This is a genomic window from Geobacillus sp. YHL (genome assembly GCF_022341265.1).
Lineage (GTDB): Bacteria > Bacillota > Bacilli > Bacillales > Anoxybacillaceae > Geobacillus > Geobacillus thermoleovorans.
Genome location: NZ_JAEIGB010000013.1, coordinates 28032 through 44202, shown reverse-complemented (window position 1 = coordinate 44202; position 16171 = coordinate 28032). Strand labels below are relative to the sequence as shown.

The 16171-nt window shown below is 51.9% G+C and carries 17 protein-coding genes; 3 read left to right on the top strand and 14 right to left on the bottom strand.

Going from position 1 to position 16171, the window contains the following annotated elements; translation table 11 throughout:
• Position 1: 1 nt before the first annotated feature.
• Positions 2-1171 (top strand): MFS transporter, encoded by a 1170-nt coding sequence (locus tag JCR24_RS12015; RefSeq protein ID WP_238980690.1) that lies wholly within the window; start codon positions 2-4, stop codon positions 1169-1171.
• A 333-nt stretch (positions 1172-1504) separates the two neighbouring features.
• Positions 1505-1984, top strand: a complete 480-nt coding sequence (locus JCR24_RS12010) for a GNAT family N-acetyltransferase (protein ID WP_033025549.1) — start codon at positions 1505-1507, stop codon at positions 1982-1984.
• A 114-nt stretch (positions 1985-2098) separates the two neighbouring features.
• On the opposite strand, the gene JCR24_RS12005 is transcribed toward JCR24_RS12010, so the two are convergent.
• Genes JCR24_RS12005 through ureA form a run of 8 tightly spaced genes read right to left on the bottom strand, consistent with a single transcriptional unit; the run spans position 2099 to position 7738 of the window.
• Positions 2099-2722, bottom strand: coding sequence for an urease accessory protein UreH (locus JCR24_RS12005; protein WP_033025551.1), 624 nt, complete (start codon positions 2720-2722; stop codon positions 2099-2101).
• Between the two features lie 20 nt (positions 2723-2742).
• Positions 2743-3558, bottom strand: coding sequence for an urease accessory protein UreD (locus tag JCR24_RS12000; protein ID WP_011231412.1), 816 nt, complete (start codon positions 3556-3558; stop codon positions 2743-2745).
• Positions 3555-4169 (bottom strand): urease accessory protein UreG, encoded by a 615-nt coding sequence (gene ureG, locus JCR24_RS11995; RefSeq protein ID WP_011231413.1) that lies wholly within the window; start codon positions 4167-4169, stop codon positions 3555-3557. The genes JCR24_RS12000 and ureG overlap by 4 nt, the downstream gene beginning before the upstream one ends.
• A 49-nt stretch (positions 4170-4218) precedes the next feature.
• Positions 4219-4896 carry an urease accessory protein UreF gene (locus JCR24_RS11990; RefSeq protein WP_033025553.1) on the bottom strand — a complete coding sequence of 226 codons (678 nt, stop codon included), beginning with the start codon at positions 4894-4896 and terminating at the stop codon, positions 4219-4221.
• Positions 4889-5335: an urease accessory protein UreE gene (gene ureE / locus JCR24_RS11985; RefSeq protein ID WP_020960052.1), complete on the bottom strand. Its 447-nt coding sequence runs from the start codon at positions 5333-5335 to the stop codon at positions 4889-4891. The genes JCR24_RS11990 and ureE overlap by 8 nt, the downstream gene beginning before the upstream one ends.
• 10 nt (positions 5336-5345) lie before the next feature.
• Positions 5346-7055 carry an urease subunit alpha gene (gene ureC, locus JCR24_RS11980; RefSeq protein WP_015375018.1) on the bottom strand — a complete coding sequence of 570 codons (1710 nt, stop codon included), beginning with the start codon at positions 7053-7055 and terminating at the stop codon, positions 5346-5348.
• Complete coding sequence (locus JCR24_RS11975; protein ID WP_015375019.1) at positions 7052-7387, bottom strand: urease subunit beta; 336 nt, start codon at positions 7385-7387, stop codon at positions 7052-7054. The genes ureC and JCR24_RS11975 overlap by 4 nt, the downstream gene beginning before the upstream one ends.
• Positions 7388-7432: 45 nt before the next feature.
• Positions 7433-7738 carry an urease subunit gamma gene (gene ureA, locus JCR24_RS11970; protein ID WP_020755308.1) on the bottom strand — a complete coding sequence of 102 codons (306 nt, stop codon included), beginning with the start codon at positions 7736-7738 and terminating at the stop codon, positions 7433-7435.
• 177 nt (positions 7739-7915) lie between these two features.
• Between ureA and JCR24_RS11965 the strand changes: the two genes are divergently transcribed.
• Positions 7916-9352: a DDE-type integrase/transposase/recombinase gene (locus JCR24_RS11965; RefSeq protein ID WP_069304270.1), complete on the top strand. Its 1437-nt coding sequence runs from the start codon at positions 7916-7918 to the stop codon at positions 9350-9352.
• A 328-nt stretch (positions 9353-9680) separates the two neighbouring features.
• Here the strand turns inward: JCR24_RS11965 and urtE are convergent, their stop codons facing one another.
• The 6 genes from urtE to JCR24_RS11935 form a co-directional block, all read right to left on the bottom strand.
• The gene (gene urtE, locus JCR24_RS11960) at positions 9681-10382 is read right to left on the bottom strand and encodes an urea ABC transporter ATP-binding subunit UrtE (protein WP_238980689.1); all 702 of its coding nucleotides are present in this window, start codon (positions 10380-10382) and stop codon (positions 9681-9683) included.
• On the bottom strand, positions 10361-11125 hold the full coding sequence (gene urtD, locus JCR24_RS11955) for an urea ABC transporter ATP-binding protein UrtD (RefSeq protein ID WP_119877380.1): 765 nt from the start codon (positions 11123-11125) through the stop codon (positions 10361-10363). Before urtD ends, urtE begins: the two co-directional genes overlap by 22 nt.
• Positions 11100-12158, bottom strand: a complete 1059-nt coding sequence (gene urtC / locus JCR24_RS11950) for an urea ABC transporter permease subunit UrtC (protein ID WP_238980704.1) — start codon at positions 12156-12158, stop codon at positions 11100-11102. Before urtC ends, urtD begins: the two co-directional genes overlap by 26 nt.
• Positions 12159-12169: 11 nt before the next feature.
• Complete coding sequence (urtB, locus tag JCR24_RS11945) at positions 12170-13063, bottom strand: urea ABC transporter permease subunit UrtB (RefSeq protein ID WP_370643338.1); 894 nt, start codon at positions 13061-13063, stop codon at positions 12170-12172.
• Positions 13064-13125: 62 nt separating this feature from the next.
• The gene (gene urtA / locus JCR24_RS11940) at positions 13126-14382 is read right to left on the bottom strand and encodes an urea ABC transporter substrate-binding protein (protein WP_238980703.1); all 1257 of its coding nucleotides are present in this window, start codon (positions 14380-14382) and stop codon (positions 13126-13128) included.
• Between the two features lie 289 nt (positions 14383-14671).
• Positions 14672-16069, bottom strand: a complete 1398-nt coding sequence (locus JCR24_RS11935; protein WP_021321537.1) for a methyl-accepting chemotaxis protein — start codon at positions 16067-16069, stop codon at positions 14672-14674.
• Positions 16070-16171 lie beyond the last annotated feature (102 nt).

The following is a 16171-nucleotide window of genomic DNA, read 5'->3' as shown; positions in this document are numbered from 1 at the left end:
CATGGGCAATCGCCGTGATTTATCGCTTTTGTTTCTCGTGATGTTTTTGGTCATGGCCGGGTTTGGCATCATCATTCCCGTCCTTCCGTTTTACGCGGAAAAAATCGGCGCGACTCCAACACAACTCGGTTGGCTAATGGCCGTGTATTCGCTCATGCAATTTTTATTTGCGCCGATGTGGGGGAATTTATCGGACCGCTATGGACGAAAGCCGATGCTGCTTGTCGGCATTTTCGGTTTGGCCCTTTCGTTTTTCTTGCTCGCCGTCGCGACAAAACTTTGGATGTTGTTTGCCGCTCGCATCATCGGGGGATGTTTATCCGCCGCCACGATGCCGGCCGCTATGGCATATGTCGCAGATGTGACAACCGAAGAAGACCGGGGCAAAGGAATGGGCATCATTGGAGCGGCCGTTGGGCTTGGATTCATTTTCGGACCCGGGATCGGCGGCGTGTTCTCGAAAGCGAGCTTAACCGCTCCGTTTTGGATGGCAGGCAGCTTGGCGCTCTTGACCGCTCTATTCGTTTTCGTTTTCTTGCATGAGTCGCTTCCGAGAGAAAAACGAATGAATATACGAACAAAGCGGCCATCGCTTGCGGCCGCCCTCCAAGGGCCTGTAGCGCGCCTATACTTACTGCAGCTGATCACAACGTTTTCCCTCGCCGGACTTGAAGCGACGTTCGCCTATTTTGCCGCTGAACGAGCGGGGCTTTCGTCGACGGAACTTGGCTACATCTTTATGATCATGGGGCTTGCAGGGGCCATCGTCCAAGGAGGGTTGCTTGGAAAACTGATCCGCTCATTCGGGGAAGGAGCTGTCATTCGTGTCGGGCTGTTCTTGTCAGCAGTTGGCTTTTTTCTCATTTTATTCGTTCACAGCTTTTGGACAGCCGCGCTCTATTTAACGATTTTCGGCATTGGAAACGGCATCATCCGCCCATGCGTCTCCGCGTTGTTGACGAAATATACGGCGGATGGCCAAGGAAGCGCAACAGGCGTCTTATCCTCGTTCGATTCGCTCGGCCGCATCGGCGGTCCGGCGATCGCCGGCTGGTTGTTCACCTTAAAGTCCAGTTTGCCATATATGTCAGGGATTGTGCTAACATTCATTTCCTTCGCTGTTTTTCAATCGTTTCAACGAGCCATGATGCAAAAAGACTCTGCCCTTTGACACAAGAGGAGGACGGATGTGGACATCCCCTGTTACAGATCAGCGAGCGAAAAAGCCCACTCCTTGAGGGGTGGGATGAAAGCGAGCCCCGTCTAACCTAGCGCACTGGTCACAGGTGCGCCGCCCATTGGGGTACATCCTAACCCGATGGGACGGGGTGATGACACACCCCTGAATTTGGGCGTTGTCCGAACCAGAAATGGATGAGGACGCAAACGACCCAAGAATCCCACGCCTTTAGGCGTGCGGAGTGTCAAACTCACGCACGGAAGTGAACGTCTTATGCATTGGGGTGATCAAAAATCATCATCTGCACAAAGGAGAAGGAGCGCCTTGAACATCGTTCCAACCAAACAGTTGGACCGCGCCATCGTCAACCAATTTTTCAACGACCATTGGGGAAGTCCGCAAATGGTTGTTTCAACCGGCATCTATACCTGCAGCGAGCTGGATGGATTTGCGGCTGTTGAGAACGGTCAGCGGATCATCGGACTGATTACATTCATCATCCGTGGCAGCGAATGCGAGATCATCTCGCTAGACAGCATAATGGAAAACCGCGGCATCGGCAGCGCCCTTTTGCATGAGGCAGAGGCATGGGCGAGACAACAAAGGTGCACGGCTGTTCAACTGATCACTACCAACGACAACTTGCATGCCCTTCGTTTCTATCAAAAGCGCGGCTATCAAATTGTGAACGTCTTTCCCAACGCTGTCGACAAGGCGCGACAAATCAAGCCAAGCATTCCGAAAACAAGTTCTGACGGCATTCCTATTCGAGATGAGTTGTTGCTTGTAAAACCACTGGCGTGACACGAGGTGATGATGACGCCGCATCGAAAAAGAAGCACCGGCCTTCTCCCAAGACCGGTGCTTCTTTCGATGTTTTGAACACTCCTCCACCTATGACGCCAGCCGCGAGGAGCGTCAAATTTCGGCGGCGATATGATACATGTAATAGATCCCATAGGCGATGCTGATGAGGGAGACGGTTTTCACGATCCATTGATTCATGACTTGCTGTTTCGCTTTCATCCAAACAAACGGAATCCCGAGAAACGTCGTGAACAGCATCATGCCGATGACCGTTCCTAGGCCAAAAATCAAAATAAAAGCAAGCGCCATCCAAGTTCCTTTGACCGTCGTCATCGTCAACAACACCATTCCGGCGCTGCCGGCCAAACCATGGACGATGCCGATCAATGTCGATTTCACATGTAAATGATGAATCTCGCCATGGCGATGATGATCCAGCCTCATTGTCGAACGGAAACTAGCAATTCCTAGAATAACGATCATGATGCCGACGGCCATTTCAAGGTAAGAAGCAATCTGTTCAGGAATTTGCCGCTCAAAGGCGATCATCGCCATCCCAACAACGAGCAGCGTCAACGTATGGCCAATTCCCCAAAACATGCCGGCCAGCGATGAAAGGGACAGTTTTTTCGTCCGGCTGGCAATGGTCGAAACGGCAATGACATGATCCGGTTCCGTCGCATGTTTCATTCCAAGCAGCAATCCAAACAAGAGCACAGGCCATATCGTTCCCATTGTCTTCTTCCTTTCCCTTGTCAATATTTCCTCCAACAGACTGGCGCTTTCTCACCGCATTGTTGGCGAATGAACTGTTGGACGCGTTGGAATATCGCTTCGATGACCGATGTTTCATACGCCAATATACGTACAGAAAAGCCTGGAACGGCCGCCGCTGAAAAACCGCAGCGAACCTCTTGCGGCATCTCTTCCATGAATTGGTTGAACTGTTCTAACACTTCCTTTGTGATGAACGGAGAAAGAGCCACGAATGATCCGACATGCGTATAGCCGCCGAGCTGCAGCATGCTCGTTAAGTGCTGCCGCGAGTCCAAGTACAGATGATCAAACAGAACGAGCGCCTCGTCTTGATACACCTTCAGTTTCGAGCGAATCCAATCATAGCGGAACAGCTCGCCGCTTTCCGACCATCCAGGCGTGATGATTTCGCCATAAACAAACGTGGAGCTTGGCGTGATGTACACCGTCGTTTCTTGATAAAAGCGCGCATGCTCATAGGCGATCGTCGGGTCGGGGAAATATTCAAGTACGCTTTGCTCCCCAAGTGACAATCGTGTATACTGCCTTACAGGCGTTGAAGGAGTTTTGTAGATTTTCGCCGCCGACTGGGTCGTCACCATCAACCGGGCGCTGGGCTCGAGGAAGATTTCCATATCATATGAATCCCCATCGACATACCCGCCGCCCACGTGGACAAGATATAACGTCGGATGAGCCGGGTCGAGGTAAACAGGACGCATCAGTTTCAGCGCCCCTTCACTATAGTTGTCCAAAATGACGGTGCGGCCGTTTTTCACGACCGCTGTACATCGCAAACGCCCCGTCCAGCTCATTCTTCCAGCCCTGCCAGCAGCACCTGTTTTTCGATCCAATCCACAACGTCAAAAAGACCAATCTCTTCTTTTAAATTTGTAAAAATGACCGGCTTCGCCCCTCGCGCTGCTTTGGCGTCCCGTTCCATCACTTCCAGACTGGCGCCGACGTAAGGGGCAAGATCGATTTTGTTGATCACGAGCAAATCCGACTTAATCATCCCCTGTCCGCCTTTGCGCGGAATTTTCTCCCCTTGGGCGACGTCGATGACATAAATGGAGAAATCGACCAACTCCGGGCTGAAGGTCGCCGCCAAGTTATCGCCGCCGCTCTCGATCAAAATGAGTTCCACATCTGGATGGCGCCGTTTCAGTTCATCAATGGCCGCAAAATTCATTGATGCGTCTTCGCGAATGGCCGTATGCGGGCACCCGCCCGTTTCGACGCCGATAATCCGATCTTCCGGCAAGACGCTATGTTTGATTAAAAATTGGGCATCTTCTTTTGTATAAATATCATTCGTAATGACCGCGATGCTAAAGCGGCGATGCATCGCCCGCGTCAGCTTCTCGACAAGCATCGTTTTGCCGGCGCCGACCGGGCCGCCGATGCCGATTCGTACCGGTTCCATTCTGGATTCTCCCTTCTCTGTCCTTCTTTCGTTCCACGTCAAACAAGATTTACGACATAAACAATCGAACAGGAAGACGTTCATGCTGCATTTGCGCGATTTCCAAGCCGACGGCTGCCGCCCCGAGCTCCTCTTCGTCGAGTGTCTCGATGATGCTCGCGGCATGAATCAAATATGGCTGCGCCATGACGAGCAGCTTTTGCCCGTCCGTCTGGCCGAGGGGAATGCCGCGAACCGCGTTTTGCACCATCGTTTGTACGGAAGCAAACAAATACGTCAGCACCGTCGTTTGTTTGGCTGCTCCGATTTTGCGGCCAACCGCCGCAAACACAATGGCCGGATGAATGGACCGCGTCGTTTGCACGATCTCATCCAATTCATCGACTCCGTAAATGTCGCGGCACAGTTTCCATAAGCGCCCCCCAATCATTCTCGTTCCTTCTCGCGTTTCCTTCGCCAAGCAGAGAGCAAACAGCGTGTCGTTCAGCCGCCGCAGTCCTTCCATACGGTCGACTTCCAACTGCTCATAGGCGATCCGGCACGCCAATCCATCCGTATACGTCAGCTGGGTCTGAATATAAGCGACAAGCACATCGCCAAACGTTTTGGCATCGCAAATTTGTTCATTGTACATGTATGTTTCAAACCCAAAGGAATGGGAAAATGCTCCAGACGGAAAATTCGAATCGGAGAGCTGCAGCAGCCACAACAACTGTTGGTCAGTCATGGCGATGCCCGATATGGCGGAACGCTTGTTTTACTTTCCGTTTTTCCCTCTTGTACGGGATGCCGAGTTGCTGGAGCAGCTCTTCGACTAAATAGTCGTATTGGACGAGCATTTCCCCTTCCTCGAATTGGGCGGGCAAGTGGCGGTTGCCGAGCTGATGAGCAATCTCCCCCATTTGTTTCATGGAAACAGGCTGGATGACAAGCAAATCATCGGGAAGAACGGATACGACAATGGCATTATGCTCATCCATCCATAACACATCTCCGTCTACCAATTCTTTCGCTTCTTTCAAGCGAATGCCAATCTCCCTCCCATGGTCGGTCACCACCCGCTGAATTCGTTTTACTAAATCATCGCTTGGCATGTACACCCGTTCGATGTGCGGGGGGAGAGAAGAAAGAGCTCGAATGTTGCCGATAACCGTTTCTACAATCATCATCATCACCTCAAAACAGAAAATATCGTTGCGCCATGGCCACAACTTCAGCCGGTTCGCACGTGATGAGCCGCCCATCGACCTTCACTTCATACGTTTGCGGATCGACATCGATTTGAGGCATGGCGTTGTTGAACACCATATCGTGTTTCGTTAACGAACGAATGTTTCCAACCGGTTTGACGATTTTGTGCAATCGCAGTTTGTCAGGGACGCCGCGTTCGAACGCCGCTTTGGACAAAAACGTAATGGACGTTTTCGCGACGGCGGCGCCATAGTTGGCGAACATCGGGCGGTACAGAGCGGGCTGCGGCGTCGGAATGCTGGCGTTCGGGTCGCCCATCACGCTGTAGGCGATCATCCCGCCTTTGATGACGAGCTCAGGCTTGACCCCGAAAAAAGCGGGATGCCAAACGACCAAATCTGCGAATTTTCCGACTTCGACTGACCCGACATACTCCGCGATGCCATGAGTGATAGCCGGGTTGATCGTATATTTGGCTACGTACCGTTTGACGCGGACATTATCGCCTCGCCCCGTTTCCTCCGGCAAGCGGCCAAACTGTTTTTTCATTTTGTCGGCCGTTTGCCACGTACGTAAAATGACTTCACCGACCCGTCCCATCGCTTGCGAGTCGGAACTGATCATGCTGAAGGCGCCGATGTCGTGCAAAATGTCTTCTGCCGCGATCGTTTCTTTGCGGATGCGCGAATCAGCAAAGGCAATGTCTTCTGGAACGGACGGATCTAAATGATGGCACACCATTAACATATCTAAATGCTCATCGAGCGTGTTTTTCGTATACGGCCGCGTCGGGTTCGTGGAAGAAGGCAAAATGTTCGGGAAGCTGGCGACTTTCATAATATCGGGCGCATGCCCCCCTCCGGCTCCTTCCGTATGGTATGTATGAATGACGCGTCCGTTAATGGCCTTCAGTGTATGCTCGACAAACCCGCCTTCATTCAACGTATCAGTATGAATGGCGACTTGCACGTCGTACTCATCCGCCACTCGCAAGCACGCATCAATCGCTGCCGCCGTCGTTCCCCAGTCTTCATGAAGCTTGAGTCCCACCGCTCCGGCGCGCACTTGCTCCGCGATCGGCTCTTTCGCCGACGCGTTGCCTTTTCCTAAAAACCCAAGATTCATCGGGAACGCTTCGGCGGCTTCAAGCATCCGGTAAATGTTCCACTCTCCCGGCGTGCACGTCGTGGCATTCGTTCCAGTCGCCGGTCCGGTCCCGCCGCCAATCATCGTCGTAATGCCGGATGACAGGGCGGTTTCGATTTGCTGCGGGCAAATGAAATGGATATGGGCATCCACTCCTCCAGCGGTCACGATTTTCCCTTCGGCCGCGATCACTTCCGTTGAGGCGCCGATGACAATATTGACGCCGTCCATTAACAGCGGATTCCCCGCCTTGCCGATGGCGGCGATGTTTCCATCTTTGACCCCGATATCGGCTTTGTAAATGCCGGTGTAATCAACGATGACGGCGTTCGTCAACACTAAATCGACCGCTTCGTCGCGGACAGCGAGCGGATGCTGCCCCATCCCGTCGCGAATCACCTTCCCGCCGCCGAATTTCACTTCATCGCCGTAAACGGTATAGTCATGCTCAATTTCAATCCATAAGTCTGTGTCCGCCAACCGGATGCAGTCCCCGGTCGTCGGTCCAAACATATCCGCGTATTGCCGTCTTGACATGGAAAAACTCATTCTCTTGCTCCCTCCTTCCCGTTGTCATCAAGCGGACCGTTGACCATATTGTTTAGTCCGTACACCCGGCGCTTGCCGGAGAACGGGACGAGCTCCACTTGCTTCGCATCCCCGGGTTCAAAACGGACCGCTGTCCCGGCTGGGATGTTCAAATGTTTTCCGTATGCGGCCTGTCGGTCAAATTCGAGAAACGAATTGACTTCAAAAAAGTGAAAATGGGAACCGACCTGCACCGGGCGGTCGCCGCGGTTTATGACCGTCAGCTTCGTAACCGGCTTTTGCCGGTTGCACACAATCGGTTCGTCGCGCAATCGGTATTCTCCTGGAATCATAGGACCACTCCTTTAATCCACCTTTATCGGAATCGGCCGGCGCTATTACGACCGGATCGGCTGGTGGACCGTGACGAGTTTCGTGCCGTCCGGAAACGTCGCCTCGACTTGAATCTCGTCGATCATGTCAGCGACGCCTTCCATCACATCATCGCGCGTCAAAATCGTTGCGCCGTATTGCATCAACTCCGCCACCGTCCGCCCGTCGCGGGCTCCTTCCATCAGTTCATACGTAATGAGCGCCACCGCTTCCGGATAATTTAGCTTCAAGCCCCGCTCTTTCCGGCGGCGCGCCAAATCAGCGGCAACGACGATCAGCAGCTTTTCCTGTTCACGCGGAGTCAGTTTCACTCATCTCTTCCCCCCTCTTGAATGCTCCGGTATTGTCAAAAGTTTATCCTCCACACTCACGGTTTTCTCCTGAGTTTCAACCGTTGGAAGAAAAAAAGCTTGCCACCCCCGTTGTTTTCGGCCATCATTGAGGTAACCACACACTCAACAGCCCAAACAAAGAAGGAGTGACAAGCTTTGTTACCTCAATTATTAGCCTATTTGCTTCAAATCATCAAGACCCAATATCAAATCATTGTGTATCTCATGGGTGTGATCGTGGGAAAATCCCTGAATCGTAAGGACTTGGACGAACCTGTCCAAAAGCCGTACCGAAAACTTCAGGTCGATGACCTTCCGATCATCGATGTGCCGGAAACCCTTGATTACCGGAAGTTGTTGGCGGACTACGAAGCCCAGCACGGACGTCCTTTGCGGCCCATCCAGCGCCGCGCGAAGGCGAAACACCGTGTTCCGGATTCGTTGACCTGCCCTCGCTGCCAGGCTCCCTCTTCTTACCTGTACGCCAATAACGGCGGAAACGGGCAATACCAATGCAAAGTGTGCCAGTGCCGGTTCAACCACCGGAACCGGTTCACCAAGCAAGCGGTCTTTCGCTGCCCGCACTGCAAAAAGACGCTGGAAAAGATCAAGGAACGCAAAGAATACCACATCTATAAGTGCAAGAACAACGATTGCCCGTTTTACCAGGCCAACCTTCGCCGGATGACCAAGAAGGAGCGCCAACAGTTTCAACAGGATCCTCAAGCCTTCAAGGTGCGGTATTGGTTTCGAGAGTTCTTGTTTGACTTTCTCCCGTTGGCTTCCTCGTCGCCCATCCAACCGAAGGTCGATTTGTCCCGGCTGGCTGCGTCGCCGCACGTATTGGGGCTCGTGTTGACGTACTACGTCAACTTTGGGATGTCCTCGAGGGAGACCGCCGCCGCCATGAAGGACATCCATGGCGTCTCGATCTCCCATCAGACGGTGCTCAACTACGCCAACAGCGCCGCGCTTTGGATCAAGCCCTTTGTCGACCGGTTCCCGTATGAGCTGTCCGGTTCGTTTTGCGGGGACGAGACGTATATTCGCGTCAAAGGGCGCTGGCATTACCTGTTCTTTATGTTTGATGCCGTCAAAAAGATCGTGCTGTCGTATCGCGTCTCGCCCAAGCGGGACACGCTCTCGGCCATCCAGGCCATCGATGATGTCCTCAGGAAGCTGCCGTCCCTCCCAGACGACTTGTCGTTTGTCGTGGATGGCAACCCGATTTACCGGCTGGCGCAACACTTCTTCGCCCAGCACGGGATTTCGTTTGACGTCCGCCAGGTGATCGGCCTAACCAACGAAGATCCGGTCTCGGAAGAGTTTCGCCCTCTCAAACAGATCATCGAGCGATTCAACCGGACCTTTAAAGGCAACTACCGCCCGACCCATGGGTTTGGTGCGGAAGAAGGCTCGGTGTCCTTTGTGACGCTGTTTGTGGCGTATTTCAACTTCCTGCGCCCGCATAGCGCACTCGAAGGCCGGGTCCCGGTCGTCATCCCGGAACTGGCGGATCTTCCGCATATGCCGGCCCGGTGGACGAAGCTCATCGCCATGGCACAAGCGTTTCTCCAACAAGAGGCGGCCTGACTTTTTTGTCCGCCGGAGCCCGTTGAACAGAACTCCTGCCGGATTCGGCGAAGCGAACCCTTGACCAACCGAACACCGCCAAAGGTAAAATTCGTTCATGGCAAGGGCGGCTTTCCTATTGCCTTCTTTTTGTCCCCGTCGCCCTTGACGACTCTTTCCCACCTTTGGCGGGTGTTGGTCAAGGGCGAATCCGGCCCTCCGCATGCCCCACGATGCTCAATGGGATGATCTGTGTGGAGTTTTCATAGAACTTTTGACGCTACCAATGCTCCCGACTATACTCGCAGGTTCAAAAAATCTCTCATTCGCTAACACCGCTGTCTGCTGCTTAAACAGCAAGAAACGATTGAATATAAGTCAAATCAGCCCCATCGACATCCCCTTTCGCCACGACAGCGCCGCGATCCAAAATATAGAAACGATCGGCACAAGAAAACGCCAGCTCCACGTTATGTTCGACCAATATGATGCCAACCTGCTTTTCTTTGGCAATTTTCATAATCGCATCATGAATCAACGCAACGATCGAGGGCTGAATGCCTTCCATCGGTTCATCAAGCAAGAGCAGTTTCGGCCGGCCGGCCAACGCGCGGGCAATGGCCAGCTGTTGCTGCTGTCCGCCGCTTAAATCTCCTCCTTTTCGCTGGCGCATCTCTTTTAAAATCGGGAACAGCGCGTACATTTCATCAAGGGTCGGCTGGGGACGGACTTTTTCGGCCTGCGCTTCCAGCCCGAGAAGAATATTTTCCTCCACCGTCAACGCCGAAAAAATTTCCCTCCCTTGCGGCACATAGCCGATCCCCGCTCGCGCCCGCCGCTCCGGCGGCCATCGCGTGATATCTTCTCCTTCCCATTCGATCACGCCTGACATCGGGCGAATCAACCCGATGATCGTTTTCATCAACGTCGTTTTGCCGACTCCGTTTCTGCCCAACACCGCCGTCACCCGGCTGAGAGGAATGTCCATGCGAACTTGATCGAGCACAACGCTTTCGTCATAGCCAGCGGTTACATTCCGGAGGCATAACACGCGTTTTTCCTCCTTCCAAGATACACATCGATGACTTGTTCGTTTTGCTGCACCTCATCAATCGAGCCTTCGCACAATACTTTTCCTTCATGCATGACCGTCACTTGCTTCGAATAACGGCGGACAAAGTCCATATCATGCTCCACAATGATCACCGCACAATGTTTGGCGATTTCGTGCAGCCATTCCCCCGTGCGCTCCCGTTCCGCCGCGCTCATGCCGGCAATCGGCTCATCCAATAGGAGGAGCTGCGGGCGCTGAATGAGCTGCATGCCAATTTCCAACCACTGCTTTTGGCCATGAGACAGGGTGCCCGCTAAGCGATGACGTTCATCAAGCAATCCAATTTTCTCTAGCTGTGCTGCCATCATTTCTTTCTCTTCTCCAGTCAACTTCGCCCGCAAAACGGAACGCAGACGCCGATCTTGTCGCATGGCTAACTCCATATTTTCCCACACCGTCAAAAACGGAAAAATGGAAGGGCTTTGAAACTTCCGGGCGATGCCTATTTGCACGATCTCATATTCCGGCCGTTGCGTGATGTCATGGAAAAAAAACAGCACTCGGCCGTCCGTCGCTCTCGTCCGTCCGCAAATGACATCGAGCAGCGTCGTTTTCCCCGCTCCGTTCGGACCGATCAAAAATCGCACTTCATGGGGGTAAACCGCGAGATCAACACCTTGCAAAGCACGAAATCCATCGAAGTCAACGACGACGTCACGACACATCAACACGGGCTTCACGTTCATGCCCCCTTTTTGCTTTGATGCGAACGGCAACGAGCGATTCATAAATGCCCGCCAATCCTTTCGGAACCAATAACACGACAACGACAAACAGCGCGCCTAACAAAAGCAGCCATAGATCCGGATAATTTTCGCTTAAAAAGCTTTTCGCCGTGTTCATGACAATCGCGCCAATGATCGCGCCCATGAGCGATTGGCGTCCGCCGACAGCGGCCCATAACACCATTTCGATCGAAGGAATAATCCCCATCATCTCCGGGGAAATGAGCCCGACTTGCAGGACAAACAACGCCCCAGCCACCCCGGCAAAGGCTGCTGACAAACTATACACAAACACTTTATAGACGGTCGGATTAAACCCTAAAAAACGAACCCGATTTTCAGCGTCGCGAATGGCAATGAGCACTTTTCCTAGCCGACCAGTCGTTAGACGGCGCGTCATAACGAAAATGAGGGCAAGAACAGCTGCTGTCAGCCAATACAACACAATTTGCGTAAGCGGCGATGATAACGAAAAGCCGAACACGGTCGAAAAATTGGTCAAGCCGTTCGTTCCACCCGTCCATTCTTGCTTGCCGATAAACAGCGTAACAAACACGACAACAACCGCCTGGGAAAGGAGAGAAAAATAGACGCCTTGAATCCGATTTTTAAACGTGAAATAGCTTAATAGGGCAGCCAGCAATGTAGGCAAGACGATCGCCGCTATGACGGCCACGACAGGATGCGCAAACGGCTTCCAAAACCACGGCAGTTCGCGCACGCTGCTCCACTCCATAAAATCAGGCAAATGCCCTCGCGAAGCTTCGAGCTTCAAATACATCGCCATGCAATAAGCACCCAATCCAAAATACACCCCATGGCCGAGGCTCAAAATGCCGGTATATCCCCAAATGAGAGAAATGCCGACCGCCACGATGGCAAAGCAAAGAAATTTGCCAAGCAAAGACAGGCGAAACTCCGTTAAATAAAATGGCGCCAAAAACAAAGCAACGAAAAACAGCCAGTATCCCCAACGTTTGTTCACGATGCTTCCTCCCCTCAATCGAGCGACCGCGTCCTCAAGCTAAGAAGACCGGACGGTTTCCATTGCAAGAACGCAATAATGAGAACGAACACAATGACTTTGGCGATGGTGGCGCTTGTGGAATATTCGACAAAGGTGGAGATTAAGCCGAGGCCAAACGCTCCTAGCAGCGTCCCAGCCAGTTTTCCCACTCCTCCTAAAATGACGACCATAAATGCATCAACAATATAGTACGTGCCGATCGTCGGTCCAATCGGCCCAAGCAAGGTCAACGCACATCCCGCCACCCCCGCCAATCCTGAACCGATCGCAAACGAGTATGCATCAACTTTCTGCGTGGCAATGCCGAGACAGGCCGCCATCGGCCGGTTCATGGTGACAGCCTGAATGCGTCGGCCAGCTCGTGTTTTCGTTAAATACATATAAAGAAAGAACACGATCGCCAATACAAGACAGAGAATAAACAATCGTTTATACGGAAACACTGCCCCAAACAAGCGGATTCCGCCATCAAGCCAGCTTGGCGGCACAACCGCCACGTTGGGCGCCCCAAAGATAAGTCGGGCGGTCTGTTGCAAAATCAAACTGATCCCCCATGTCGCCAACAAACTGTCCAGCGGGCGGTGGTACAAATGGCGGATCAAGCTTTTTTCCAACCCCCACCCAAACAAGGCAGCGATGAGAAACGACGACGGAATGGCAATGACAAAGTACATCCCCGCTGATTGCGGCGCATGATGGGCAAAGATTTGTTGAATGACGTAGGTTGTGTACGCGCCGACCATCATCAGTTCACCGTGCGCCATATTGATGACACCCATCAGCCCGAACGTGATCGCCAACCCAATGGCGATCAAAAGCAAAATCGAACCGACGCTCAGCCCGTTGAATAATTGGTCAATGAACATCGCCATCCCCCCTCTCATGTCCGCTGGGCGAGAAGGAAGGAAATCCCTTCCTTCCAAGTGAACTATTCACTTAATCCTTTCGCCCATGGGTAGCTCTTTAAATACGGATCTGGCTTCACCGGCTGGCCGGAATTCCATAACTCTTTGAATTGTCCGTCCGCTTGGATTTCGCCAATGCGCACCGTTTTCCATAAATGCTTCGTTTCCCCGTCAATTTTCACCGTTCCTTCCGGCGCCTTGTATTCAAGGCCGGCCGCCGCTTTTTTCACTTGATCAACATCAAAGGAACCGGCTTTTTTCACCGCTTCGGCCCATAAATGAACGGCCGTATACGCCGCTTCAATCGGGTCATCAGTCACGCGGTCTTGCCCGTACTTTTCTTTATACTTTTGTACAAATGCCTTATTCTCCGGTGTATCGGTCGTCTGGAAATAGTTCCACACAGCCAAATGACCGGCCAATACATCCGGCCCGATCCCGCGGATTTCTTCTTCTGCAATGCTGACGGACATCACCGTCACATCTTTCGGTGTGATGCCAGCGTCTTTCAACTGTTTGAAAAAGGCGACATTGCTATCGCCGTTGAGCGTATTGAAGACGACAGCCGGTTTCACTTGTTTGATTTTGCTGATAATGGTGCTATAATCGGTATGGCCGAGCGGCGTATATTCTTCCCCGACCACTTGCCCACCTTCGGCCTTCAACTGGGCCTTGATGATTTTGTTCGCTGTCCGCGGAAAGACGTAATCCGATCCAAGCAAGAAAAACGTCTTGCCGCGGTTTTTCAGGAGCCAGCTGACCGCTGGAACGATTTGTTGATTCGTCGTCGCCCCAGTGTAAAAGATGTTCGGAGACGACTCCATCCCTTCATATTGCACCGGATACCAAAGCAGCCCGTTGTTTTGCTCCACAACCGGAAGCATCGCTTTGCGGCTCGCCGATGTCCAACCGCCAAAAATGGCGGCCACTTGATCTTTTTGCAGCAATTTTTTCGCCTTTTCGGCAAATGTCGGCCAGTCGGACGCTCCATCTTCCACAACCGGTTCAATCTTCTTGCTGAGCAGCCCGCCCGATGCATTGATTTCCTCAATGGCCATTAACTCGGCATCGCGCAGCGACACTTCACTGATGGCCATCGTTCCGCTTAACGAGTGCAGGATTCCTACTTTGACCACATCCCCTTCTTTGCCAGCCGAAGATGAATCATTTTGATTCTCGTTTTTGGCTTGATCCACTGCTGATGACGCCGCACATCCCCCAAGAGCAAAAACACTGACGCATAAAAGCAGCCATAATTTCCACATGAATGCTGGTTTTATTCGCACACCCTTCCCCCTATTCATTTGAAACATCGATGAATTCCTGCCCCTCGTTCATCTAAAAGAGCGCATCCCTCCCTTGTTCCTCAAAAGCGATGCATGTTCTCCACGTTGAGGATTTGTTCTTGATTAGCAGTATAAGGCCCACGTTTCACGGACTCAACATATTTGTCATATTTTATTACATATTTTTGTTATATTTATTATCAATCATCTTCCGACCAATCAGCCAGGTCGAAAAACAAAACATGCCCCAAAAAGGCACACATGCACCTTTTTGGGGCAGCGTTCATTTCACAAGCGACAAATCCACTCCAATGACCCCGACAATTTGACCGTTATGATCCCTAATGGGAGCGGACACCGTGACGCAAAGATGTTTCGTCAATGCCGATACATACGGATCGGAAACATACACTGTTCCTCTACAAGCTTCCTGAAACCACGACCGGACTTTGGCGTTGACCAAGCCCGCCGGCGGATTCGAATAGACAAACGCCCCATCAAGACGATTCGACCAGACAGCCTCAATCTCTCCATTCTCAGATAAAAATCGATCCAGCACGCGTTGATGCATGGCCTCATCCATTTGTTCCAACGGAGCTGACTGAAGCAAAGCCGATAGTTTCTGAATCGTGTTTTTCACGACCGCATCATCGACAGAAATCGTTTCTCTCATCCAATCACGTCCGACCGTTTGCTGCAGCTCCTCCGCTGTCTTTTGCAGCGCTTCATTAATGCGCAAAATCTGTTCGACGCTTTCATGCTGTTCGTTCATATCCGCCGTCACTCGCTCGACAAACCGTTGATTTTCCCGGCTCAATTGCACGATTTCTTCTAGGAGAACGGCGATTTCTTTCACGCTGTCCGACTGCCCAGACGCTGACCGGACAGAAGAGGAGACGAGGTCCGTCATATCATTCAGCTGTCGCTGCAGCAAATGAAGGAACGACATAATCGCTTCCATTTCTTTCTCTTCGACATCGATTTGCTTTGTTTCTTCGCGAACGATATCGGTTGTCGCTGCGATTTCGCGTTGAATAAGGGACAAAATATCCTGTGTTTGCTGGACAGCTTCCGACGTTTGATTCGCCAACATGCCGATTTCCCGCGCGACGACCGCAAACCCGCGCCCATGTTCTCCCGCACGAGCCGCCTCAATATTGGCATTGAGCGACAAAATTTTCGTTTTCTGCGAAATCTCGCCGATCGCTGATATAATTTCATTGATGCGTCGCGAATGATGAACGAGATGGTCCATTTGTTCCAATAACGTTTCATGGTGGGAGCGCAGTGTTCGAATTTCTTTTTGCAACGTCTCCAATGAATTCCATGAATGCAGCCAATGTTCGGAAAACTGCTGGCTGCTCGCATACATATCACGCGAAGATGCAGCGATTTCCCTAGCCGCCTCCTCGATTGTTCGCATTTTGTTCGCCACTTTTTCCGTATACTCCACCGTTTTCTCGCTATGGTCCATCAGCTCTGCCGCACTATTCCGGCTTGAATCGGAAATGTCATTCAGCGAAAGTGCCGCCATCTTCATCTGTTCCATCGCTGCTTTGAGCTGATCAACCGCCACAACAATTTGCCTTGCAATTTGTTGCGGTCCTCCCTGCGTTTCCTCACGTCGAGGCTGATCCAGTTCGCGCTTTATTTTTCGTTCCGCACGTCTCGCAAAAATCAACAGGCGTCACTCCTTATGTCATTTTTTATTACATAATTATAATATAAAATATAACAAAAGGACATATAAAAATAAGACGCCCGTTCTTCTAAAAACGAGCGT

Coding starts and splice junctions, on each gene's coding strand:
- JCR24_RS12005 (WP_033025551.1), bottom strand. CDS start 2,722: ATGGGAACGATATGGCCTGTGCTCTTGTTTGGATTGCTGCTTGGAATG.
- ureG (WP_011231413.1), bottom strand. CDS start 4,169: ATGGAACCGGTACGAATCGGCATCGGCGGCCCGGTCGGCGCCGGCAAA.
- urtB (WP_370643338.1), bottom strand. CDS start 13,063: ATGTTCATTGACCAATTATTCAACGGGCTGAGCGTCGGTTCGATTTTG.
- ureE (WP_020960052.1), bottom strand. CDS start 5,335: ATGATTGTAGAAACGGTTATCGGCAACATTCGAGCTCTTTCTTCTCTC.
- JCR24_RS11990 (WP_033025553.1), bottom strand. CDS start 4,896: ATGACTGACCAACAGTTGTTGTGGCTGCTGCAGCTCTCCGATTCGAAT.
- JCR24_RS12000 (WP_011231412.1), bottom strand. CDS start 3,558: ATGAGCTGGACGGGGCGTTTGCGATGTACAGCGGTCGTGAAAAACGGC.
- JCR24_RS11975 (WP_015375019.1), bottom strand. CDS start 7,387: ATGATTCCAGGAGAATACCGATTGCGCGACGAACCGATTGTGTGCAAC.
- ureC (WP_015375018.1), bottom strand. CDS start 7,055: ATGAGTTTTTCCATGTCAAGACGGCAATACGCGGATATGTTTGGACCG.
- JCR24_RS12015 (WP_238980690.1), top strand. CDS start 2: ATGGGCAATCGCCGTGATTTATCGCTTTTGTTTCTCGTGATGTTTTTG.